This window comes from Methylovirgula sp. (assembly GCF_037200945.1).
Classification (GTDB): Bacteria; Pseudomonadota; Alphaproteobacteria; order Rhizobiales; family Beijerinckiaceae; genus Methylovirgula.
This window is the reverse complement of sequence record NZ_JBBCGP010000001.1, coordinates 494054-513529: the sequence shown is the minus strand read 5'-3', so window position 1 is coordinate 513529 and position 19476 is coordinate 494054. Positions and strand designations below refer to the sequence as shown.

Sequence of the window (19476 nt, the reverse complement as noted above, 5' to 3'; positions counted from 1 at the left end):
GCGCCGGACTCTAATTGGGCGTGACGACGAGCGTCACAGAAGGTTCCGTGCTGCTGCTGATTTCGACGGTAAAGGGCGTCGCGGCGAGGTCGAACTTGACACTCTTGGCGAGGCCGTCGCAGCCGATCGCACCGGTGTGGTCGGTCGATTTGAGAACATGCCCATCCTGAACGACGTCGATCCATGCGCCATGCGCGATGGTGACCCGATACGACCCAGCGCTCGCCGGCGCGGGCAGGGTGACGAAGCCGGCATAGGAATCGGGAAACTTCGGCGGTCGGGACGGCTCCTGCGGCAGCTTCGCATTGGCTTGCGGGACGAGTTTCAAATTCTCGCCGTTTCCGAGTTTCCCTGCGTCGCCCGTCGCAATCGGCGCGGGCGTGGCGAGCAGCGTCTTCTCATGGTCGAGCGGCCATTTGAAATGGTCGCAGCCCGTTGGCTCCGCGGCCAAAACGGGCAGGCTAGCGGGCAGGGCGGCAAGCGCAATGAGCGCGGTGGCGAAACTGCGGAATGTCTGCATGGAAATTGATGCCTCAGGCCGGTCCGGACTCTTGTTTCATGCGGTGATCGAACCAGGCCTGCACGTCTTCCATCGGCACGGTTTCTTCATCCGGCCCTTCGACGGCGGTGATCTCGATCCCGTCCTGTTGCGCGAGGTTCCACGCATCTTCCAGCGCTTCTTCCTCGGTTGTCCATTCCTGCGACAGCAGCTCGTGCTTCAGCGCCTGATCAATGTAACGAACGTGCCAACCCATAACGCACTTCCCCCGACAAGATGGGCATCACCGCTGTGGACCCGGCGGTGATGCCCGGAGTGCATATATTAGGCGACGCGGCGCTCTTCCACCACAATCGTATCGGCGATGCTTTCAGGCTCATAGAGCCAGCGCGCCAGAAGTCCGGCGATGACGGCGCCCGCGAGCGGCGCCAGCCAGAACAGCCAGAGCTGCGAAATATAGGCGCCGCCGGCGAAGAGCGCCGGTCCGGTGCTGCGTGCCGGATTCACCGACGTGTTGGTGACCGGGATCGTAATGAGATGGATCAGCGTCAGGCCAAGGCCGATCGGGATGCCGGCAAAGCCCGCCGCGGCACCCTTCGATGTCGAACCGATGATGATGAACAGAAAGAAGAAAGTCGCAAGGAATTCTGTCAGGGCGGAGGCCCCCAGGCTGTACTTGCCAGGGCTGAGATCGCCGTAGCCATTGGAGGCGAAACCACCCGCCACCCAGCCGGCTTGACCCGATGCGATCACATGCAAAACCGCCGCCGCGGCGATCGCACCGAGAACTTGCGCGATAATATAGGGCACGACCGTATCGGGGCCGACCCGGCCGGCCGACCATAGGCCGACCGTCACGGCCGGGTTGAAATGGCCGCCGGAAATGTGGCCGACGGCATAAGCCATGGTCAGAACCGTGAGACCGAAGGCGAAAGCAACACCGACGAAGCCGATGCCGGTATGCGGAAAGGTTGCGGCAAGGACGGCTGCGCCGCAGCCGCCGAAGACGAGCCAAAACGTGCCGAAGAATTCGGCGGTGACGCGCCGGACGAGATCGTTTTGCATAGGCTACCTCGTGGAATCGCTGGAGACGTTGCATCTCTGCCGGTTTGCAAATCCGGTTCTGAGACGGGGAATTTTCTTATGACAATCTGCGAAGCGTACAGACTCAGCCTCGCGGCGCGGAGAATGCTTCGCGTCCGGACCCAAGTCGAGTCACAGACGCTTCAAGACGCGGTCGCGCTCAAGCATGGCGCTCTCAAAAGTTGCGTTGGGGAAGCTGTTTGCCGCTCTGAGTGAAGGCGCCATGCGGCGTGAAGAATGCCGCAGAAAAACCTGTGGAATCCGCGGCGTTAACCGTGATTCACGGCGAAGCCGGCCGTCAGTGCCGGCCGGCTTCAAAAAGATCGGCGATGATCGCGAAAGAGCGCCGCCTATTTCCACGGGGTCGGTGCCGGCACCTCGGCCGCGGCGGGCGCCTCGACAGTGCCGAAATCCGCCGGGCCGACGATTTCGAGATATTCCATGTCCGGCGAATAATCGAACAGGTAATGCGTGATGCCGGGACGCTGGTGCACGACATCGCCAGCCTCGACGAGCGTTTCCTTGTCCTCGTACATGAATCTCGCCCAGCCTTTCGTCATGATGACGATCTGGAAATCGGCGATGTGCTTATGCCAGCCCGTGCCGGTGGTCGGCGGCATATTCGCCTTGACCAGATGCGCGATCACCTGGCCCTTTGTCGCTTTGGCGACGCCGAGGTCGCGATAAAGGAAGAAGTCACGCAGGCCCGACCCCTTGAACTCGGTGTCACCCGGTTTGACGTGCGAGAACTCGGTTTCGTGCTCTTTTGGCGGCACGAAATCTTTTTCTAAAACGGCAGCATGTCCCTCTGTCATATCTAACCTCCTGCGTTCGACATGTCCGCGGCCCATTGGGCCAACTCAATTCATTGCGAGAACCAGATTGCGGATTTGCGGGTAGATCTGGCCGTTCCAGCGCCGGCCGCTGAATGTGCCGTAGTGACCTACGCCGACCTGATAATGATGGCGCTTCAGATGCGGCCGCAGACCATCACAGAGCAAATGCGCGGCGGCCGTTTGGCCGACAGAGCAGATGTCGTCCCGCTCGCCCTCAACGGTAAGAAGCGCCGTGCGGCGAATGGCGCGCGGGTTCACTTTCTTTCCGCGATAGGTCAACTCGCCTTTTGCCAGCGAGGCGTCCTGGAATACGGTCTTGACCGTCTCGAGATAAAATTCCGCCGGCAGATCGAGGACGGCGAAATATTCGTCGTAGAACGCCATGATCGCCTTGGCTTCGGCCTCGCGCCCGGCGCTGAGATGTTCGTAGAGATCGCGATGCGCCTTGAGATGGCGTTCCGGGTTCATCGACACGAACGCGGTCAATTGCACGAAACCCGGATAGACCCGTCGGCCACCGCCCGGCAGGTGATCCGGAACATGGGCGATCAGATTGTCTTCGAACCATTGCATGGGCTTCGACGTCGCAAGCTCGTTCACCTTCGACGGATTGACGCGCACGTCGACCGGGCCTGCCATCAGCGTCATGCTGCGCGGCTCGGCGGGGTTGCGTTGTTCGGCCATGATCGAGACGGCGGCGAGGGTCTGAACGCAAGGCTGACAGACAGCGATGACATGGGCGCCGGGGCCGATCAGCTCCAGACAGCGGATGACGTAATCTACATAATCGTCGAAGCCGAAGGGCCCCTCCGACAAAGGCACGTCACGGGCGTTCTTCCAATCGGTGATATAGACCTCGTGGTCGCGCACCAGGGTGCGCACCGTCTCACGCAGCAGCGTCGCGAAATGGCCGGAGAGGGGCGCGACGAGCAGCATTTTCGGCAGCGGTAGGGCGCTCTCTTTACGAAAGCGCACGAGGTTGCAGAAGGGAAGCGAAGCGGCGATATCCTCGTGAACCGGCACCTTCTCGCCGTCGATCGTCACGCTCTCGACGCGATAGTCCGGCCGAGCGTGCGACAATCTGGTGCGGGAAATCAATTCCAGCGCCGCGGTGAAGTGTTTGCCGTAAGTGGCTTCACTGAAGCCGGTAAACAGCGGGCCAAGGCTCAAGCCAGCGCGCGCCATCATCCGCATCGGCTCAGAGGCTTCCGAATAAGCCTGGTATGCGCGGTACAACATGTGCTTCAAGGCTAAAGTCTTTCGTTTTGCGCCGCAATATCGGCGTGTGCTTAAAGTTTAACCCGTTCGCGTCCAGGAGCGGTCATGTCGCGTCCCGTTCTCACCATCTCAAGCAAAAACTACTCCTCTTGGTCCCTCCGCGGCTGGCTGCTGTGCCAACTCGCCGGATTAGAGGTTGAAGAGCAGGTCATCAGCCTCGACGATCCGTCGAACCGGGCCGAATTGCTGCTGCTGGCGCCGTCGGTGCTGGTGCCGCGGCTGTCCGAGGGCGACGTGAGCGTGTGGGACACGTTGGCGATCGCCGAATATCTCGCGGAGCGAAACCCGGAAGCGGGCATGTTGCCCAAAGATAAGGCGGCGCGCGCGCATTGCCGTTCGATCTCGGGTGAAATCCATTCCGGCTTTCATAATCTCCGCTCGGCCCTGCCGATGAACCTGAAAGCCCAACACTCGCATTTCAAAGTCTTTGCCGGCGCGCAGCCAGACATCGACCGCGTGCAAACGATCTGGCAGGAATGCCTGACGCGGTGGGGCGGCCCATTTCTTTATGGCGCGACGCCGACCATTGCGGACGCGATGTACGCGCCCGTCGCGACGCGATTCCTTACCTATGGGGTCCCGCTCAACCCGGCCGCCAAAGCCTATTGCGCGACGATCATGGATTGGCCGCCGATGCAGGCGTGGGTCGCCGACGCCAAGGCCGAACCCGAGGAAATGGCCGAACTCGAAGTCGAATTCTGACTTCGAGACCCCCTCATCGATTGTTGCATCAAAGCCGCGGCGGGGCCGGATTCGGTCGCGCGACCCACGGATTCTGCCGTTCCGGGCTTGTCCGCGCGATTTTTTTTTGGAAGGCTGCCGTGGAGAGCGAAGGCAAGAATAATCAACGAAAATAATCGCCAGCCTTAGGACCGCAGGGGAATTGCCCTGCCAATGCCGCAATCGGCACTATTCTGAAAGAGAAGGTCATTAATCGGCATTTAACTAAAAACGTCCTCAAATAAAGGCCTCGGCATTCGGGCAACACCTCAGGGTGGTCAAGTCCCGGCAAGCCAGAAGGCGTAAATTGTAGCGCACAGGACGCGGGGTGGGATGACATACTGGACTTACGCGCCGCAGGATTTTGCCTCGTACGGTCATAAACGGGGTTTCTTCCGCAAACTTCTTTCCGAGGCCGCGCCGGGCGCGGTTGTCCTTGGACTCGCGGTTTTAGCGGGCGCGTGGATCGTCTACGTACACCCCGATGCGCAAATAAAAGTCGTCGAGATGCCGGCCGAACTGCCGACTCTCGAAGCCCCTACACTCCTCAAGCCGCAACTTGCTCAGGCAGTTGAGGTTCCCGCTCCCGCCCCGCATGTCGCGGCGAATGTCTATAGCCCCTTCATCGACCCGACCTTTTCGCTGAAAGCCGCGCGGGAATCTTTTGCCGAGAGCGCGCCGCTGGCGCCGACCTTCGGCGCTGACCCAGAAGCCGCATCGCCGGCCCAAGTCGCCGCCATGCCGACGCAGGTCGCCTCGGTTCCGCTGCCCCCCGTCGAGCCGCAAGCCCTGACCGCGCGCATTCCAGGCGATGAAGTCGCCTCGGCGCAGGATGAAACCCCGGCGAAAGACAACGTCCTGCCGATGACGGGGGACGAGGATCTCGCCGCCAGCGCACCGCTGCCGCCCTCGTCGCGTACGGTCGCGAGTGTGCCGCTGCCGGCACCGCGCCCGACCGGTCTCGAAGTTCCCGAGGCCGAAGATCATGCCCGCGTCGCCGTTCGCCAGGCGCCGCAGCCCCCACAACAGACAGCCGAAGTCGCCTCAGAGCCGCCGTCACCGCCTCCGCCGCACAATTCGTTCTTTGACAAGCTCTTTGGTGGCATCAACCATCAAGGACAGGCGCTCGCCTATGCCGAAACGGAAGATGGCGTCGTCGAAGGCACGCGCCCGTCCGCGGCGGTCGTGCCTTACGATCAATATACGGCGGTCTATAATATCTCGACCCACACCGTTTATTTGCCGAACGGGCGCCGCCTTGAGGCGCATTCGGGCCTCGGCGACGCCTTCGACGATCCGCATTACGTACGCGAGAAAATGCGCGGACCGACACCGCCCGGCATCTATGATCTGCAGCCGCGCGAGCAACTCTTCCACGGTGTCGCGGCGCTGCGTTTGCTGCCGGTCAACGGCGATCCTTATGGCCGCGTTGGTCTCCTCGCTCACCGGTTCATGCTTGGGCCGCGCGGCGATTCCAACGGCTGCGTCTCCTTCCGCAATTACCAGGCCTTCCTCGATGCCTATCGCGCCGGCCAGGTCAAACGCCTGGTTGTCGTCGCCGGGATGAACTGAGCGGCCAGCCGCCTTATCAAACCTCCCGCTGATCGGGATTGCGGCGCAAAGCGTAAACCGCCGCGAATTGCAGGATTGCGAGCACAAGCGGACCAAGCGCCTTTCCGGCGTCGTGCTGGGCGACGCCGACGAAGAAATCCAGAAACTGGATTGTGCCGGCGAGGATGCCGAGGACGATCAATGTCTGCCGCCAGTTTTTGAAAATCGCGATCAGCACGAAGATGGCGAGCGGAAGCGTCCGCGCCGCGGCATACACGGCAAAGATCGCCGAGCCCGGCGTCGGAGCTTCACCCGCCGGCAAAACTGCTTGCGGATGAAAGAGACCGGCCAGCGCAAAGCCGCTTGCAACCAGCACATCGAGCGCGGTGATCGCCTTGGCGACCGAAGAAGACATGCGTATCAACCGATTCCCTTCCTTGTCGTTTGCGCTGATATAAGCGCCGCAGCCCGGTGCTGACAGGCAAATGTCAGAGAGATGCGGTAACGCCTGAATGTTGAGTCGCCGGATCGAGGCCGATGCAGGAACAAGCTCTCCCCGCAAATTCGTCAACCGCGCGGTCGCTGCGCGATCTCGCCGCCGATCCGCGCATCCGCGCCATGCTCGGGCTCGGCTTCAGCTCAGGCATCCCGTTTCTGCTCGTCTACATCACGCAATCGGCGTGGCTGTCGGAAGCCAACGTGCCGCTCGGCATTGTCGGCCTGATGAGCGAACTGACGCTCGCCTATAAGTTCAAATTCGTCTGGGCGCCGTTTCTCGATCAATATGACGCGCCGATCTTCAGCCGCCTTCTCGGCCGCCGGCGCGGCTGGATCATCGTTTCGCAGATCGGCGTCGCTCTTGCGCTCGCCGGCGTCGCCTTCGGCAATCCGGCGCATTGGCTCGCCTGGACGATCGTCTTCTCGCTGACGTTGGGTTTTGCCGGCGCGACGCAGGATATCGTTATCGACGGCTGGCGCATCACCGTCGCGCCGCCGGAACGCGCTGGCCTCATGTCGTCATGGTCGGAGATCGGCTGGCGCATCGGCAATCTCGTCTCCGGCGCTGGCGCGCTTTACCTCGCCGATGCCTATGGCTGGCGCGCGGCCTATCTCTGCATGGCGGCCTGCATGGGGCCGGGCATGATCGCCGCGCTCATGGCGCCGGAGCCGCCGTCCGATCTCAAAGCGCATGTCGCGCAGGGCAATTTCGTCGAGACGATCTTCACGCCGATCAAGGAATTGCTCACGCGGCTTGGGACGATGGGTATCCCGATCCTGCTGCTCGTCGCTGGTTTCCGCATGCCCGGCTATGTGTCGAGCGCGATGGCATTCCCTTTGTTCAAACACTTACACTATTCGGATTCGGATATCGCCACGGTCACGAAGCTTTTCGGCTTCTGGGTCGCGCTGGGCGGCACATTCCTCGCGGGCCTCGTCATCACGCGCATCGGGATCATGGCGACGCTGCTCATAGGGACGGTGTTCGCCTCGGCCTCGCATCTGGCGCTCGCCTATCTCGCGGCGCGCGGCGGCCACGGCCATGACTTCTGGCTCTTCGCCACGACAGTAAGCATCGACAGTTTTGCCTATGCGTTCGCCTCGATCGTGCTCATCACTTACATGTCGACGCTGACCTCGACCGCATTTGCGGCGAGCCAATATGCGCTTCTGACGTCGCTTTGCGCGTTGCCCGGCAGTTTTCTCGCCGGCACGTCAGGCTTCATCATCGATCGATTGGGCTTCACCAACTTCTTCGTCGCGACATCGTTCATCGGTGCGCCCGTCGCGCTGCTTGCCTGGTACGTTTGGCGGAAACATCTGATCGAGAAGGTCGAGGCCGCAGCCTAACGCCGGCGTCTTACTTCTTGTGCAATTCCTTGTCGGCCTTGGCGTCGATTTTGGATTCTTCGGCCTTGCTCATGCGGCCGGCTTTGACGGCCTGCGAGGCACGGGCCTTGGCATTGCGCGCATGGGCGGCATCCTCGACCGGATAGGAGCGGCCGGGGCCGGCAAAGTTCTTGGCGGGCAGCGAATCGCGGCCCTTGCTCGAAAGTTTGCTCATCGGATCATCCTCCTGTTCGCGCCGCGCGATGAGGCACCCAAGGAAATGCGGCACGGCGCAGCTTTGTTCCGCAAGTCAGGCGCGTTTGACTTCGAGCGTCTCGCCCGGCCGCACGATAAAGGTGCGGTCGCCGCGGAAGATGCGCACCAACGTACGCGGGTAGGCGGCGAGGCGTTCGAGGTCGCCGATATAGGGCTCGCGCCGCCAGGGATCTGCCGCGGCCCGCTCGACGTGCACATCGACGAACTGGTCGTAATTCGCGTCCTGGACGGTGACGACCTGCACCAGCATTTTCGCCTTCTGCGGGAACCAATGCTCGCCAAAGCTCGCATCCGCGAGCCAATGACAGGAAAAGCTGCGGCAAGGCTCGGGCCGCGTCTCGTAGATCGTGCAGCCGCCAGCGCCCGGCCGGCAATGCACGCACCAGCGATCGTGCGGCTTGTCCAGCGCGGCGATCGGCAACAGTTTGCAGCAGAGCGAGCAGGCGCCGCAGGCGCGGGGCAGGGTTTCGGCCATGCGACGAACCTAACACGGATGGCCGGTGCGATTTGCCCAATATCGGTGTCCGGCCCGGCTTGGTATGACCAGTTCGCATGTGCGAGAAGCTGACCGATTTTTCAAAACTGTCGCTGCCGGTCATCCTCGATGACGGCACGCCTGTCACATTACGCGCCGTGCGCGATGACGACGCGCCGAAAATCCGCCGCGCTTTCCACACGCTCGGGCCGGGGACGATTCATGCGCGCTTCTTCGATCAACGCGCGGAAGTCACCGAGGCGGAGCTTCTGCACATCATCGGCGTCGATTTCCGTCGCGACGCCGCGCTGCTGGTCACGATCGGCGCGGGCGAAGACGAGATCGTTATCGGTGGCGTCAGCTATTTCGCGCTCGACGGCGGCGATCCGCCGCTTTCGGCCGAGCTCGCCTTCACCATCGTCGATGGCTATCAGGGCCGCGGCATGGGCAATCTGTTAATGCAACAGATCGTCGAGATCGCTCGCGCCAACGGGCTGACTTATCTCGAAGCCGACACGCTCGCCGACAATCTGGCCATGCTCCACGTCTTTCAGCATATCGGCCTGCCGATGGTCCAGCGCTGGGAGGGCGATACAGTGCACGTGCGGTTGCATGTGAAGGCGCAGCCGTGACTTTAGCCTAAGCCTCCCGCCGTTTCGCATAATGTGATAAATACCGGGAGTCGGAGTAAGCGAAATGTCAAAGCCGGTGATCTTTACGATTTCCTCTGTTTGGGACGATGAGGCGAAAGTCTGGAGCGGGCATTGCGACGATGTTCCGGCAGCCGCCGATGCGCCGACGCTCGACGAGCTGTTGGCTAAGATTTCTGCAATGACGCTGGATCTGCTGCCGGATAATCACCCCGGCATCGATCCGAAGGACGTGTTTCTGCAAATCACCGCCCTGCGCGAAGCTGAGCCGGCGATGGCCTGAGTGGCACCGCAATTTGATAAGCCGCTACGCGATTTGCTGCGCGAAGCAGGCTGCGTGCTCGTTCGGCAAGGCAAAGGCAGCCATGAAATCTGGCACAGCCCGATTACGCAGCGAAACTTTCCAGTGCCAATAGGCATTCCGAGCCGCCACACGGCCAATGCAATTCTGCGCCAAGCGGGATTGGCCAAGGCCTTTTGAGAAACCGTCTACCTAAACGTATCCCGCCGCCTCCAGAATGAGATCGGCGATGGCGTCGGGGTGCGAGATCAGCGACAGATGGCTCGACTTCAGCTCGATTGTCGTCGCCTTCATCCGCTTTGCCATGAAGCGTTCGAGATCGGGGTTGATCGTCCGGTCCTCGGTCGAGACGGCGTAGAAGCTCGGCTTCACGCGCCAGGCGGCGTGTTTGGTCTTTCCTTGCAGCAAAGCCTTATGAAACGGCTCCTGCACGGCGTAAAGCACCTTGGCTTTCGCCTCCGGCAGATCGCCGGCGAAATCCCGCAGGAACGCCGCTTCCGTCAGTCGGCCCTCATCACCATCGAAAACAATGCCGGCCGAAGCTGGCGGCGTCGGAAATTTCTTCGCCAGCGCCGGATAATCCTCGCCGGCGTCGGGCGCGCGCGCGGCGACATAGACCAAGGCCGTGACCTTCGGATGGACGCCAGCCTCGGTAACGATCATGCCGGAGAAGGAATGGCCGACGAGCACCGTCGGGCCGTCCTGCCGGTCGAGGACTTTCTGCGTTTCGGCGACCGCGGCGTCCAGCGTCGTCAGCGGATTCTGGACCGAGGTCACATTCAGGCCCTTCGGCTGAAGCCGCGCGATCACCTCCGACCAGCACGAGCCGTCCGCGAACAAGCCATGCACCATGACGATGTTCGTCGCGCGGGGGAGGGACGCCGCTCTCGCGCCGGCCGGGAGCAGAGAGGTAGCCGTCATGGCCGCGGCGGCCCCGGCAAAAGTGCGGCGTGTCATCATGTCAGGGCCTCCAAGCTTTATAATCGTCCCGAAGCGATTTTGGGCGGATGGGACTACATTATGACGACACGCTTCACGTTGGCGTCAGTTCGGCCAAGGCGACATCGCCGTCTGTGACGTAATGGTTCACCGGCAGGTGTTGGCCGGCCTTGTAGAGCATCGTATCGCCGATGGTGCCGCAGGCCGCCAGCGCGCCGATGATATAGGTGCGTTCCGCGTTAGTATCGGAATCGGTCGCATGGGTGATCTGGAAGGTCATCCGCGTCAGGGAAAATCCGGTGTCGCGCGTGGCGGCGCCGAGCCAGATGACGCGCTCGTTTTCATCCGGCCGATCCTTGTTGAGCCAGAAGCGCGACGATGTGACCTCCGCCTGCGTCTCAGCAAGGCTCTTGGCCCAGAAGCGCACATGATGCCGCTTGCGCGGACTATCGCCGATTGCCTGCTGGAAGCCCATGTCCAGGCTGCGGCCGAAAAGATAGAGCGGGCTGAACGGCGCCGTGGGATAGGGTCGATTGAAAACGAACGCCCGGACCATGCCCCACGAAGACTTGAGGTCGAGAGGGTCCGCGCCCGACCATCCGGCGGCGGCAAAAGCCGCGCGAAGCTGCGCCAGATCGCCAACGAGCGCCAGATTGACCGGATCGCCCGGCAAGCCATCGCCCGTGATCGTGTAGCGCGGCACATGCTTGCGATGCTGGATTTTCAGCCCCATGCGAACGGCATAGGGCAGGATGACATAAGCCGCCGCGAGATAGGTCGCGCTGAACGCGAGGATCAGCGGCAGTTTCTGATGCGCGAAACGGAAGATGACGAAGACGATCAGCCAGACCGCGAAGGCGCCGAGAGCCAGAATCGCTACGCGCTGCAAGAGGCGGATCAGGTGTCGCATGCGAATCCCATGATTTTGAAGTATTTGCTTCCAGACTAGGATACCTTTTCGCGTAGCCATGACAAAAGGCCGGCATCCAGTACCATCCGAGCAAGCTCCGCAGGCCCTACAAGAGTAATTCGTTTAGAAACTTCGCTGGCATCAATATTTCCACTGTGCCAGACAAAGAACATGCAATCAAAAGCTTCGGTGCTTTCGAAGCGTTCCGAATAATCTTGGAGACTGGAAGACCTTGCTTCAGATTTAATTTGCACAAACGCGCGTTGTGACGTTGTCGGTAGCATAAGTTCAATATCTACGGTCTTTTGCGTCCCTCCAACGCGACTAATTCGACGCCATCCGCTGGTTGAGAACACTAAGTCAACGAGCGACTCGAAGTCTTGCCAAGTGAGGAGGCGCATAAGTCCGACTATGGCGCTCCTAAGCTTACTCTCGGCCTCCTCAGCAACAACAATCTCGGGAGAAAGTTCGTCGTTAAGTTTTCTCAACAGGTAATCGAAGGGTCCAACTTTACAGATCGTGCCGCGAAACATTTGCACCTTTAGCAAATTTCCAGACAATCGATCCGTGGTTAGAAGCGTTCCGCCGACGCTCGTGTTATGCCATCCGTCGACAGTGCGTCTAATGCGACTTGCATCAGGCAATAATTCAATCGAGGTCCCAATTTTGCACCAGTACAAAAAACCGCCTGAAAAAGTAATGAAGAGCGTGTCGCTCGGCGCTTCATAAAAGGTCCGTATCTGGCTGACATCGCGAGTGGCGACGCCGCGGTTCCCACGCTTTTCCATCCAAATTTGCCGGATGGCTGCCCAATCGTCGTCGAGACAAAGATTATGCGGCGTGGCGTGGTAGCCAAATCGAAGCGTTCCGTCGCGTAGACACTCGCTCTCCCATTCACCTTTCTCGCCCAACTTGATGAAATAAGCTTCATCCTTGTCAGTTGGCGCGTCGGTCATCCCTCAATCCCCCTTCAGCACCATATCATCGCGATGAATGAGCGCCGCCCGTCCCGGCGTGCCGAGCAAGTTTTCGATCTCTGCTGAATTGTGCCCGGCGATTTTTGCGGCGTCGTCGGCGTCGTAATTCGCCAGACCGCGCCCAAGTTCGTGGCCGTCCGCATCGCGGATAATCACACAGTCACCCCGCGCGAATTCCCCTTCGACTTTGGTGACGCCCGCCGGCAGCAGGCTTTTGCCGGAGACGAGCGCCTTGGCCGCGCCGTCATCGACGCTGAGCGCGCCGCGCGCGAGAAGCGTGCCCGCGATCCATTTCTTGCGCGCCGTCACCGGGCTTGAGCCGGTGAGGAACCATGTGCAGAGGCCACCCTGTTCGATGCGCGCGACCGGATGCGCGATGCGCCCGTCGGCGATCAGCATATGCGTGCCGCCGCCGGTCGCGATCTTGGCCGCCTCAATCTTGGTGCGCATGCCACCGCGCGACAGGATCGACGCGGCGCCCCCCGCCATCGCCTCGATCTCCGGGGTGATGCGCGCCACGACGGGGATGAGCCGCGCGCCGGGATTGTCCGCAGGCGGTCCATCGTAAAGCCCGGCGACATCGGACAGCAGGATCAACAGATCGGCCGACGCCATCGTCGCCACGCGCGCCGCAAGGCGATCGTTGTCGCCGTAGCGGATTTCCGACGTCGCAACCGTATCGTTCTCGTTGATGACCGGCACGGCGCGCAGATCGAGCAGGCGATCGATGGTGGCGCGCGCATTGAGATAGCGCCGCCGCTCCTCGGTGTCGTGATAGGTGACGAGGATCTGCCCGGCCTTGATGCCGTGCGCGCCAAGCACTTCCGACCAGAGACGCGCAAGCGCGATCTGGCCGACGGCGGCGGCGGCCTGACTGTCTTCGAGTTTCAGCGCGCCACCTGGCAGGCCGAGCACGCTGCGCCCGAGCGCGATGGAGCCCGACGAGACGACGAGCACATCGGCGCCGATCTTGTGCAATTGCGCGATGTCGTCGGCGAGGCCCGCGAGCCAGTCGCGTTTCACTTCGCCGCGCGCCGGATCGACGAGCAGCGACGAGCCGACCTTGATCGTAATGCGGTGGAACTGGACGAGTTTTGGTGTGAGTTGCGCGGCGTCAGCGAGCGTCACGGCTGCCATTCCTCGGAAGGCAGCGCGGCGGCGGGGTCAGCCTCTTTGCGCTTCACGTCGATCTCTTTCAGCAGCGCGCGCAGAACCTCCTGCACATTCTGCCCCGTCGCAGAGGAGAGCGCGAAGGGCTTGCACTTCGCGGCGCGTTGCAGCTTCGCCATCTGGCTCTTCAGCGTCTCGGCATCGACGGTATCGACCTTCGAGAGCGCGACGATCTCGGGCTTGTCGATGAGACCGGCTTCATAGGCCTCTATCTCGTGGCGCACAGTCTTATAGGCATTGCCCGCGTGCTCGCAGCCCGCATCGACGAGATGCAGCAGGACCTGACAGCGCTCGACATGGGCCAGGAATTTATCGCCGAGGCCGACGCCTTCATGCGCGCCTTCGATGAGGCCGGGAATATCGGCCAGCACGAATTCGTGCCCGTCGCTGGCGACGACGCCGAGCTGCGGCGCGAGCGTCGTGAAGGGATAATCGGCGATCTTCGGCTTCGCGGCGGAGACGGTGGCTAAGAATGTCGATTTGCCAGCATTGGGCAGGCCGACGAGGCCGGCATCGGCGATGAGCTTCAGCCGCAGAATCAGCGTGCGCTCGATCGACGGTTCGCCGGGGTTGGCGCGGCGCGGCGCGCGATTGGTCGAGGATTTGAAATGCGTATTGCCGAAGCCGCCGTTGCCGCCTTTCAGGATGCGCACGCTCTGGCCCACTTCGGTGAGGTCAGCGATCAGCAGATCGTTGTCGGCATCGTAGATCTCGGTGCCGACCGGGACTTTCAGCACGGCGTCGGGGCCGCGCGCGCCGGCGCGGTTCTTGCCCATGCCGTGGCCGCCGGTCTTGGCCTTGAAATGCTGCTGGTAGCGATAGTCGAGCAGCGTGTTGAGGCCGTGGACGCAAAGCGCCACGACATCGCCACCGCGGCCGCCGTCGCCGCCGTCGGGGCCGCCGTATTCGATGAACTTCTCGCGCCGGAACGAGACGCTGCCGGCGCCACCGGCACCGGACTTCACATAAATCTTGGCTTCGTCGAGAAATTTCATGGGTGCGTTGACCAGCGGGACTTGGCTTTCGGCCAAATCCCGCCGTGGGTCAATATTCCAGCGCCTTTGCCTTTGGATCGGCCAGGGATTCGCTCAGTACGGCCGTCGCCGGCGCCTGCTGCGTCATCGCCGGCAGGGTGCGCAGGCCATGGAACGATGTCCGCCATTTCGCGCGGGTCAGCTCGAACCGGTCGCACGGGTGCAGTCCGCCGCGCGCTGGCAACAGGTCGAGCCCGCTGTCGATATAGACGAAGCCGGACTTTTCGAGCACGGCCCGCGAGCGCGGATTGTTGACACGCGCATTGGCGACGATCCGCCTTGCCTGGGTCAGCCCGAACACGGTGTCGATGACGATCCGCGCCGCCTCGCTGGCATAGCCTTCGCCCCACATCTCGGGCGCGATGATATAGCCGACCGCGATCTCCCCCGGCGCCTCGATGACCGCCGAGACGAGGCCGAAGACGGCGCGTGGGCCGTTTTTACGGGTGAGCGCGAAGTGCAGCGCCTTGCCCGCGGCATTCTCCGCCCGTGCGTTGAATATGAAACGGTCGGCCTCGCCCGCCGGGTAAGGGTGGGGGATGGCATCCGTCATCTGCGCCACTTCGGGCAGCGAGGCGAAAGCGGTGATCGCCGCCGCATCGGAGGCGCGCGGCCAGCGCAGCCATAGCCGCTCGGTTTCGAGGCGGAAGATGTCGTCGCGAGTCAGGTCCGGGAACATTTTAATCTCCGGGGGCCCTGCCGGGCCCAAAAATAAAGGGGAAAGTGGTCTCCCACTTCCCCCTATCAAAAACCCTGCCGGGTTTTTCGGGACCTGGCCCTTTGCCTTGCGGCGTGAAGGACAACGTCCACCGGGTTCACTGGGAGCCGGTGGAAGTCCTTCTCGGAAATCCACCGTTATTCGGCAGCCTCGGCGTGTTGGACCGGGACGACCGTCACGCTCGCGCGACAGGTCGCGCTCGATTTAAAGAGCACCGTTCCGTCGACGAGAGCGAACAAGGTATGATCCTTGCCGATGCCGACATTGGCGCCGGGATGCCACTTCGTGCCGCGCTGGCGCACGATAATGTTGCCGCTGATGACGGATTCGCCGCCGAACTTCTTCACGCCGAGACGACGGCCTTCCGAGTCGCGACCGTTGCGGGACGAGCCGCCTGCCTTTTTATGTGCCATCTACCTGGCTCCGAAATTTCTGTTCCAGACCGCCTGTAGGCGTCATCAAGGAACATGCTGATTCTAAAACTTTTCCGCCAATGGCGGAAGCGGTACTTTAGGTCAACTGTCACATAATTCTTCCCGAAAGGTCTGCAACCTCTCGGGAAATGATGCGATCAGGCGACGCTGGTGATCTTCACCCGGGTCAGATCCTGCCGGTGGCCGCGCTTGCGCTTCGAGTTCTGCCGGCGGCGCTTCTTGAAGGCGATAACCTTCGGACCGCGCTCGTGCGCGACGATCGTGCCGACGACCTTTGCGCCCTCAAGGAACGGGGCGCCGAATTTGGTCGTCTCGCCATCGACGAGCATCAGGACATTATCAAACGTCACGTCATCGCCGGGCTCGCCGGTCAAGGTCATGACGACAATCTCATCGTCGGCGGCGACGCTATATTGCTTGCCGCCTGTTTTAATCACTGCGAACATCTTTACCTCGTGTTCGACCCGGCTCGGAGCATTGTCCGGCCGGCTTTTTGGCAGTTAAGTGGGTTGGTTCATGGAAATCTGGCGAGCCGCCCAATTCCAATGAAAAAGCGCGGCATTAGCCGCGCGTTGGGCGAGAGAATTAGCCGCCGGCGGCTAATCTGTCAACCGCGTTCCGGCGAGACTTGCCGGGCGCGACCGCGCCGCATTTGGGCCATTTTCCGCAGGCTTCGTCGCCACCCTATGCAAATCTTTTATCCGGCGTAATAAAGTGTGACAGCCCGGCGCCGAATTTTGTCGTCGCGCCATGCAGTTGACGCAGCCACCGGATAGACGCAAGCCGCGCGCCGGCCTGCCAGCACGAGGGGAAACTTGTCAGGCATATGGATGCGCTGACCGCTCATAACCGCCTCGAAATTCTGCCGGCTGCCGGGGACCTCGGTCTGGAGCCTGCGATCGAGATCGGCGGCCATCGGCAAAGCCCCCTCGACCGGCGCCGCGTCTCGCTGCGATGGCTGGGCGGGACGATTTTGACCGCCTTCGCCGGGGCGGCGCTCATCGGCGCCTCGATCTATGCGGCGCTCGATTGGCAATCGAATTTTGCCGAAGCGCCGGTGCCGGCGCAATTGATCCATAAAGACGCGCAAACAGGCGTCGATCCAAGCAAAGGCGACCGGCTGGTCAAGGCCGTCGATATCGTCGCCGACAAGCAGTCCTTCAAAGAGCCGACAATCATCAAGGTCGGGGACAAGGAAGTCGTCCGCGTCCATTCCTTCACGCATGTCGCCACGACTCTGGTGACGGCGGAAGCCGGCTTTGCCGACGAGGTGCCGACCTACGATCCGCTGAAACTTCTTGCCGACGCCCGTACCCCGGTCAACGAACCCATCATCGCCGATGAGGGCGATTCCGATGTGTCCTTCACCATCCACGATCTGCCGACGGACAGACTCTCGCAAACGGCAGTTCTGTCGCTGTCGGACGTGCAGGCGGAGGTCACCGAAGAGGTAAATTCGGCGCAGGCGGCAAGCGGCGACCAATTGTCGTTGCCGCCGCAGCTTCTCTTGATGCACACGAGCCGCGCCGAAGGGATCGACGCGCTGCCCTACGCCAATCCCGACGATCCGCTGTCGTCGTCGCCGTTCTCGCAGATCCAGGTCCGGATGGTGCCGGAGAATGTCACGGTCGTCCCGCGTGCGCAGTCGCTCCAGCAGCCGACGGAAATGGAGGAGCGCCTGATCGTCATTCGCCACGATCAGACGCTGGAGCAGGCGCTTACGGGCGCCGGTATTGACGAAGCCACGGTCGCCGCCGTGGCAAACGCCTTTCAGCCGAAGCCCGGCCAGCCGGCTGTGCCGGAAGGGCGGCGCTTGAAATTGCTGCTGGCCGATCTCGATGGAACCGGCCACGGCCTGACGCTCGCGCGTCTCTCGGTCTATAATGACGAAACCTTGGAAGCGACCATCGCGATTACCGATACGCGCGATTACGTCCGCGTCGACAATGACGAGGAGGCTGACGAGAAGCCGGCAGACCAAAACAATGGCGACGACGAAGGCGGGATGCGGCTTTACGATTCGCTTTATGAGACCGCGCTCAAGCAGAACATTCCAAAGTCGATCATCGACGATCTGGTTCGCATTTTCGCCAATGATGTCGATTTCCAGCGGCCGGTGACGGGCGGCGATTCCTTCGAGGCCTTCTATGACAACGGCGAAGAAGGCGAGCAGCGCAACGAATTGCTCTACGCTTCGATCGTCGCGCGCAACGAAGTCTTCCGCTATTACCGCTTCCAGACGCCTGACGACAATGTCGTCGATTTCTACGATCCGAATGGCAAGTCCTCTCGCAAATTCCTGATCCGCACGCCGATCGTCGGCGCCCGGATGACGTCGCCGTTCGGAATGCGGTTCCATCCGATCCTCGGCTATACGCGATTGCACAGCGGCGTCGATTGGGGCGCGCCGATCGGGACGCCGATCTTTGCCGCCGGCAATGGCGTCATCGCCTCGGCCGGTTGGGATTCTGGCTATGGCCGGCGCGTCGTCATCCAGCATGCCAATGGCTACATGACGACCTATAATCATATGTCCGGGTTCGCGCGGGGCGTCACCGATGGCGAGCACGTCCACCAGGGGCAGGTGATCGGCTACCTCGGCGCGAGCGGCCTCGCGACCGGGCCGCATCTCCATTATGAAGTTCTGGTGAATGGCCACTTCGTCGACCCGATGCGTGTGCGTCTGGCGCGAACGCGCGAGTTCGACGGTCGCCTGCTCTCGCTCTTCGATCGCGAGCGCGACCGTATCGACGCGTTGATCGCCAAGGCGCCTAACGGCGGGGCCTTCGCCACGGCCCGCGAAGACAAGTAGGAATTTCCCCACTTTGCCCGCTAAGTTGCGGATACGGCACCATTAACTAAAATTCTGCTCTGATTGGCGCACCGGTAAAAGTGCTGTATATCGGCGTATGGCTCGCAAAATTAAATCTTTGAGGCGGGTGGCCCGAACGCAGCGACGAAAGCCGTCGGAAACCGCAACAGAGGCGCAAGATTCCGCGCGAGCACCGGGAATGGGGCACAACCAGATGAAGCCAACGCTGATCATGGTCGGCGCCGACAAAGGTGGGGTCGGCAAGACAACTGTAGCGCGCTCGCTCCTCGATTTCCTCGCAAGCAATAACGTCATCGTCCGCGCCTTCGACACCGAGACGCCGCGCGGCACGCTCCAGCGATTTCATCCCGAGATCACGCAGGTCGTCGACATCAATCAGACGCCGGATCAGATGCGTATTCTCGATACGCTGAACACCTCGCAGGTGAAGGTGACATTGATCGATACCCGCGCCGGGGCGCTGGCCTCAAGCCTGGCGGCGCTGCGCGATGTCGGCTTTCTCGATGCGGCGAAGGCGGGAGAGTTCAATTTCGTTCTCTTCCACATCCTCGGGCCGTCGATCGCATCGCTGTCGGAAATCAACGAAACCGCGCCCTATGTCGCGGACGCGCATTATTTCCTCGTCAAGAATTACGTCAACGACTCGACGTTCTTCGACTGGGATCCGGCGACGTTGCAGACCTATTTCGGCAAGGTGAAAAACGCGAACGACGTGACGATCCCGAAGCTCAACGCGATGGCGTATGAGCAGGTCGAACTTGCGGGCACGCCCCTATCGACGTTCGTCGCCGACAAGACTGCATCCGGCGAGCCGGCGAACCATTCTTTTACTCTGCGTGGCTACGTGCGTACATGGCAAAACAAGAATGCGGACGAGTTCAACCGTATCCGCTTGCTCGATCTCGTGAATGGCCGCGGCTAACCTGCGCCATTAAGACACTGCGCCTCGCTTTCGCGGTCATCAT

The 19476-nt window shown here is 61.7% G+C and carries 24 protein-coding genes; 8 read left to right on the top strand and 16 right to left on the bottom strand.

What is annotated here, in order from left to right; translation table 11 throughout:
* Positions 1-10: 10 nt before the first annotated feature.
* From WDN02_RS02440 to phaZ, 5 genes are all read right to left on the bottom strand, one after another.
* A complete protein-coding gene (locus tag WDN02_RS02440) occupies positions 11-520 on the bottom strand; it encodes a hypothetical protein (protein ID WP_337291993.1) in 510 nt (169 codons plus the stop codon).
* Positions 521-533: 13 nt separating this feature from the next.
* Positions 534-755: a hypothetical protein gene (locus tag WDN02_RS02435; protein ID WP_337291992.1), complete on the bottom strand. Its 222-nt coding sequence runs from the start codon at positions 753-755 to the stop codon at positions 534-536.
* Positions 756-823: 68 nt separating this feature from the next.
* A complete protein-coding gene (gene aqpZ / locus WDN02_RS02430) occupies positions 824-1564 on the bottom strand; it encodes an aquaporin Z (RefSeq protein ID WP_337291991.1) in 741 nt (246 codons plus the stop codon).
* 368 nt (positions 1565-1932) lie between these two features.
* Positions 1933-2397: a cupin domain-containing protein gene (locus WDN02_RS02425; RefSeq protein WP_337291990.1), complete on the bottom strand. Its 465-nt coding sequence runs from the start codon at positions 2395-2397 to the stop codon at positions 1933-1935.
* A gap of 45 nt (positions 2398-2442) precedes the next feature.
* Positions 2443-3657 carry a polyhydroxyalkanoate depolymerase gene (phaZ, locus tag WDN02_RS02420; RefSeq protein WP_337291989.1) on the bottom strand — a complete coding sequence of 405 codons (1215 nt, stop codon included), beginning with the start codon at positions 3655-3657 and terminating at the stop codon, positions 2443-2445.
* An 84-nt stretch (positions 3658-3741) separates the two neighbouring features.
* On the opposite strand from phaZ, the gene WDN02_RS02415 reads away from it, so the two are divergent.
* Both WDN02_RS02415 and WDN02_RS02410 read left to right on the top strand, forming a co-directional pair.
* On the top strand, positions 3742-4398 hold the full coding sequence (locus tag WDN02_RS02415; protein ID WP_337291988.1) for a glutathione S-transferase family protein: 657 nt from the start codon (positions 3742-3744) through the stop codon (positions 4396-4398).
* A gap of 351 nt (positions 4399-4749) precedes the next feature.
* A complete protein-coding gene (locus WDN02_RS02410) occupies positions 4750-5988 on the top strand; it encodes a tlde1 domain-containing protein (RefSeq protein WP_337291987.1) in 1239 nt (412 codons plus the stop codon).
* Positions 5989-6004: 16 nt separating this feature from the next.
* On the opposite strand, the gene WDN02_RS02405 is transcribed toward WDN02_RS02410, so the two are convergent.
* The gene (locus tag WDN02_RS02405; RefSeq protein WP_337291986.1) at positions 6005-6382 is read right to left on the bottom strand and encodes a hypothetical protein; all 378 of its coding nucleotides are present in this window, start codon (positions 6380-6382) and stop codon (positions 6005-6007) included.
* Between the two features lie 122 nt (positions 6383-6504).
* Here WDN02_RS02405 and WDN02_RS02400 point away from each other — a divergent pair, with 122 nt between their 5' ends.
* Positions 6505-7815 carry an MFS transporter gene (locus tag WDN02_RS02400; RefSeq protein ID WP_337291985.1) on the top strand — a complete coding sequence of 437 codons (1311 nt, stop codon included), beginning with the start codon at positions 6505-6507 and terminating at the stop codon, positions 7813-7815.
* 10 nt (positions 7816-7825) lie between these two features.
* Here WDN02_RS02400 and WDN02_RS02395 read toward each other — a convergent pair whose 3' ends face one another.
* Together WDN02_RS02395 and WDN02_RS02390 are read right to left on the bottom strand one after the other, a co-directional pair.
* Positions 7826-8029, bottom strand: coding sequence for a hypothetical protein (locus WDN02_RS02395; RefSeq protein WP_337291984.1), 204 nt, complete (start codon positions 8027-8029; stop codon positions 7826-7828).
* A gap of 75 nt (positions 8030-8104) precedes the next feature.
* Entirely contained in the window at positions 8105-8545 is a 441-nt protein-coding gene (locus WDN02_RS02390; protein ID WP_337291983.1) for a YkgJ family cysteine cluster protein, read from the bottom strand.
* Between the two features lie 77 nt (positions 8546-8622).
* Here WDN02_RS02390 and WDN02_RS02385 point away from each other — a divergent pair, with 77 nt between their 5' ends.
* From WDN02_RS02385 to WDN02_RS02375, 3 genes are all read left to right on the top strand, one after another.
* Positions 8623-9177 carry a GNAT family N-acetyltransferase gene (locus WDN02_RS02385; protein ID WP_337291982.1) on the top strand — a complete coding sequence of 185 codons (555 nt, stop codon included), beginning with the start codon at positions 8623-8625 and terminating at the stop codon, positions 9175-9177.
* Positions 9178-9241: 64 nt separating this feature from the next.
* Positions 9242-9478: a DUF1902 domain-containing protein gene (locus tag WDN02_RS02380; RefSeq protein WP_337291981.1), complete on the top strand. Its 237-nt coding sequence runs from the start codon at positions 9242-9244 to the stop codon at positions 9476-9478.
* Positions 9479-9676 (top strand): type II toxin-antitoxin system HicA family toxin, encoded by a 198-nt coding sequence (locus tag WDN02_RS02375; RefSeq protein ID WP_337291980.1) that lies wholly within the window; start codon positions 9479-9481, stop codon positions 9674-9676.
* A gap of 12 nt (positions 9677-9688) precedes the next feature.
* On the opposite strand, the gene WDN02_RS02370 is transcribed toward WDN02_RS02375, so the two are convergent.
* From WDN02_RS02370 to rplU, 8 genes are all read right to left on the bottom strand, one after another.
* Positions 9689-10456, bottom strand: coding sequence for an alpha/beta hydrolase (locus WDN02_RS02370; RefSeq protein WP_337291979.1), 768 nt, complete (start codon positions 10454-10456; stop codon positions 9689-9691).
* 73 nt (positions 10457-10529) lie between these two features.
* Complete coding sequence (locus WDN02_RS02365) at positions 10530-11345, bottom strand: LssY C-terminal domain-containing protein (RefSeq protein WP_337291978.1); 816 nt, start codon at positions 11343-11345, stop codon at positions 10530-10532.
* 35 nt (positions 11346-11380) lie between these two features.
* Entirely contained in the window at positions 11381-12301 is a 921-nt protein-coding gene (locus tag WDN02_RS02360) for a restriction endonuclease (RefSeq protein ID WP_337291977.1), read from the bottom strand.
* A gap of 3 nt (positions 12302-12304) precedes the next feature.
* Complete coding sequence (gene proB, locus WDN02_RS02355; protein WP_337291976.1) at positions 12305-13459, bottom strand: glutamate 5-kinase; 1155 nt, start codon at positions 13457-13459, stop codon at positions 12305-12307.
* Positions 13447-14487, bottom strand: coding sequence for a GTPase ObgE (gene obgE / locus WDN02_RS02350; protein WP_337291975.1), 1041 nt, complete (start codon positions 14485-14487; stop codon positions 13447-13449). The genes proB and obgE overlap by 13 nt, the downstream gene beginning before the upstream one ends.
* A gap of 49 nt (positions 14488-14536) precedes the next feature.
* Positions 14537-15205, bottom strand: coding sequence for a GNAT family N-acetyltransferase (locus WDN02_RS02345; RefSeq protein ID WP_337291974.1), 669 nt, complete (start codon positions 15203-15205; stop codon positions 14537-14539).
* Positions 15206-15381: 176 nt separating this feature from the next.
* Entirely contained in the window at positions 15382-15657 is a 276-nt protein-coding gene (gene rpmA, locus WDN02_RS02340) for a 50S ribosomal protein L27 (protein ID WP_337291973.1), read from the bottom strand.
* A gap of 158 nt (positions 15658-15815) precedes the next feature.
* Positions 15816-16124 (bottom strand): 50S ribosomal protein L21, encoded by a 309-nt coding sequence (rplU, locus tag WDN02_RS02335; RefSeq protein ID WP_337291972.1) that lies wholly within the window; start codon positions 16122-16124, stop codon positions 15816-15818.
* 380 nt (positions 16125-16504) lie between these two features.
* Here rplU and WDN02_RS02330 point away from each other — a divergent pair, with 380 nt between their 5' ends.
* Positions 16505-18490: a M23 family metallopeptidase gene (locus tag WDN02_RS02330; protein ID WP_337291971.1), complete on the top strand. Its 1986-nt coding sequence runs from the start codon at positions 16505-16507 to the stop codon at positions 18488-18490.
* A gap of 199 nt (positions 18491-18689) precedes the next feature.
* Positions 18690-19433 (top strand): hypothetical protein, encoded by a 744-nt coding sequence (locus tag WDN02_RS02325; protein WP_337291970.1) that lies wholly within the window; start codon positions 18690-18692, stop codon positions 19431-19433.
* Positions 19434-19476 lie beyond the last annotated feature (43 nt).

What these genes read in the sequence shown, in the direction of transcription:
- WDN02_RS02415 (WP_337291988.1), top strand. Translation starts at nt 3,742, where the DNA reads ATGTCGCGTCCCGTTCTCACCATCTCAAGCAAAAACTACTCCTCTTGG.
- WDN02_RS02360 (WP_337291977.1), bottom strand. Translation starts at nt 12,301, where the DNA reads ATGACCGACGCGCCAACTGACAAGGATGAAGCTTATTTCATCAAGTTG.
- rpmA (WP_337291973.1), bottom strand. Translation starts at nt 15,657, where the DNA reads ATGGCACATAAAAAGGCAGGCGGCTCGTCCCGCAACGGTCGCGACTCG.
- obgE (WP_337291975.1), bottom strand. Translation starts at nt 14,487, where the DNA reads ATGAAATTTCTCGACGAAGCCAAGATTTATGTGAAGTCCGGTGCCGGT.
- WDN02_RS02370 (WP_337291979.1), bottom strand. Translation starts at nt 10,456, where the DNA reads ATGATGACACGCCGCACTTTTGCCGGGGCCGCCGCGGCCATGACGGCT.
- phaZ (WP_337291989.1), bottom strand. Translation starts at nt 3,657, where the DNA reads ATGTTGTACCGCGCATACCAGGCTTATTCGGAAGCCTCTGAGCCGATG.
- WDN02_RS02390 (WP_337291983.1), bottom strand. Translation starts at nt 8,545, where the DNA reads ATGGCCGAAACCCTGCCCCGCGCCTGCGGCGCCTGCTCGCTCTGCTGC.
- WDN02_RS02440 (WP_337291993.1), bottom strand. Translation starts at nt 520, where the DNA reads ATGCAGACATTCCGCAGTTTCGCCACCGCGCTCATTGCGCTTGCCGCC.
- WDN02_RS02365 (WP_337291978.1), bottom strand. Translation starts at nt 11,345, where the DNA reads ATGCGACACCTGATCCGCCTCTTGCAGCGCGTAGCGATTCTGGCTCTC.
- WDN02_RS02380 (WP_337291981.1), top strand. Translation starts at nt 9,242, where the DNA reads ATGTCAAAGCCGGTGATCTTTACGATTTCCTCTGTTTGGGACGATGAG.
- rplU (WP_337291972.1), bottom strand. Translation starts at nt 16,124, where the DNA reads ATGTTCGCAGTGATTAAAACAGGCGGCAAGCAATATAGCGTCGCCGCC.
- WDN02_RS02435 (WP_337291992.1), bottom strand. Translation starts at nt 755, where the DNA reads ATGGGTTGGCACGTTCGTTACATTGATCAGGCGCTGAAGCACGAGCTG.
- WDN02_RS02400 (WP_337291985.1), top strand. Translation starts at nt 6,505, where the DNA reads ATGCAGGAACAAGCTCTCCCCGCAAATTCGTCAACCGCGCGGTCGCTG.
- WDN02_RS02330 (WP_337291971.1), top strand. Translation starts at nt 16,505, where the DNA reads ATGGATGCGCTGACCGCTCATAACCGCCTCGAAATTCTGCCGGCTGCC.
- WDN02_RS02385 (WP_337291982.1), top strand. Translation starts at nt 8,623, where the DNA reads ATGTGCGAGAAGCTGACCGATTTTTCAAAACTGTCGCTGCCGGTCATC.
- aqpZ (WP_337291991.1), bottom strand. Translation starts at nt 1,564, where the DNA reads ATGCAAAACGATCTCGTCCGGCGCGTCACCGCCGAATTCTTCGGCACG.
- WDN02_RS02345 (WP_337291974.1), bottom strand. Translation starts at nt 15,205, where the DNA reads ATGTTCCCGGACCTGACTCGCGACGACATCTTCCGCCTCGAAACCGAG.
- WDN02_RS02425 (WP_337291990.1), bottom strand. Translation starts at nt 2,397, where the DNA reads ATGACAGAGGGACATGCTGCCGTTTTAGAAAAAGATTTCGTGCCGCCA.
- WDN02_RS02395 (WP_337291984.1), bottom strand. Translation starts at nt 8,029, where the DNA reads ATGAGCAAACTTTCGAGCAAGGGCCGCGATTCGCTGCCCGCCAAGAAC.
- WDN02_RS02325 (WP_337291970.1), top strand. Translation starts at nt 18,690, where the DNA reads ATGGGGCACAACCAGATGAAGCCAACGCTGATCATGGTCGGCGCCGAC.
- WDN02_RS02405 (WP_337291986.1), bottom strand. Translation starts at nt 6,382, where the DNA reads ATGTCTTCTTCGGTCGCCAAGGCGATCACCGCGCTCGATGTGCTGGTT.
- WDN02_RS02410 (WP_337291987.1), top strand. Translation starts at nt 4,750, where the DNA reads ATGACATACTGGACTTACGCGCCGCAGGATTTTGCCTCGTACGGTCAT.
- proB (WP_337291976.1), bottom strand. Translation starts at nt 13,459, where the DNA reads ATGGCAGCCGTGACGCTCGCTGACGCCGCGCAACTCACACCAAAACTC.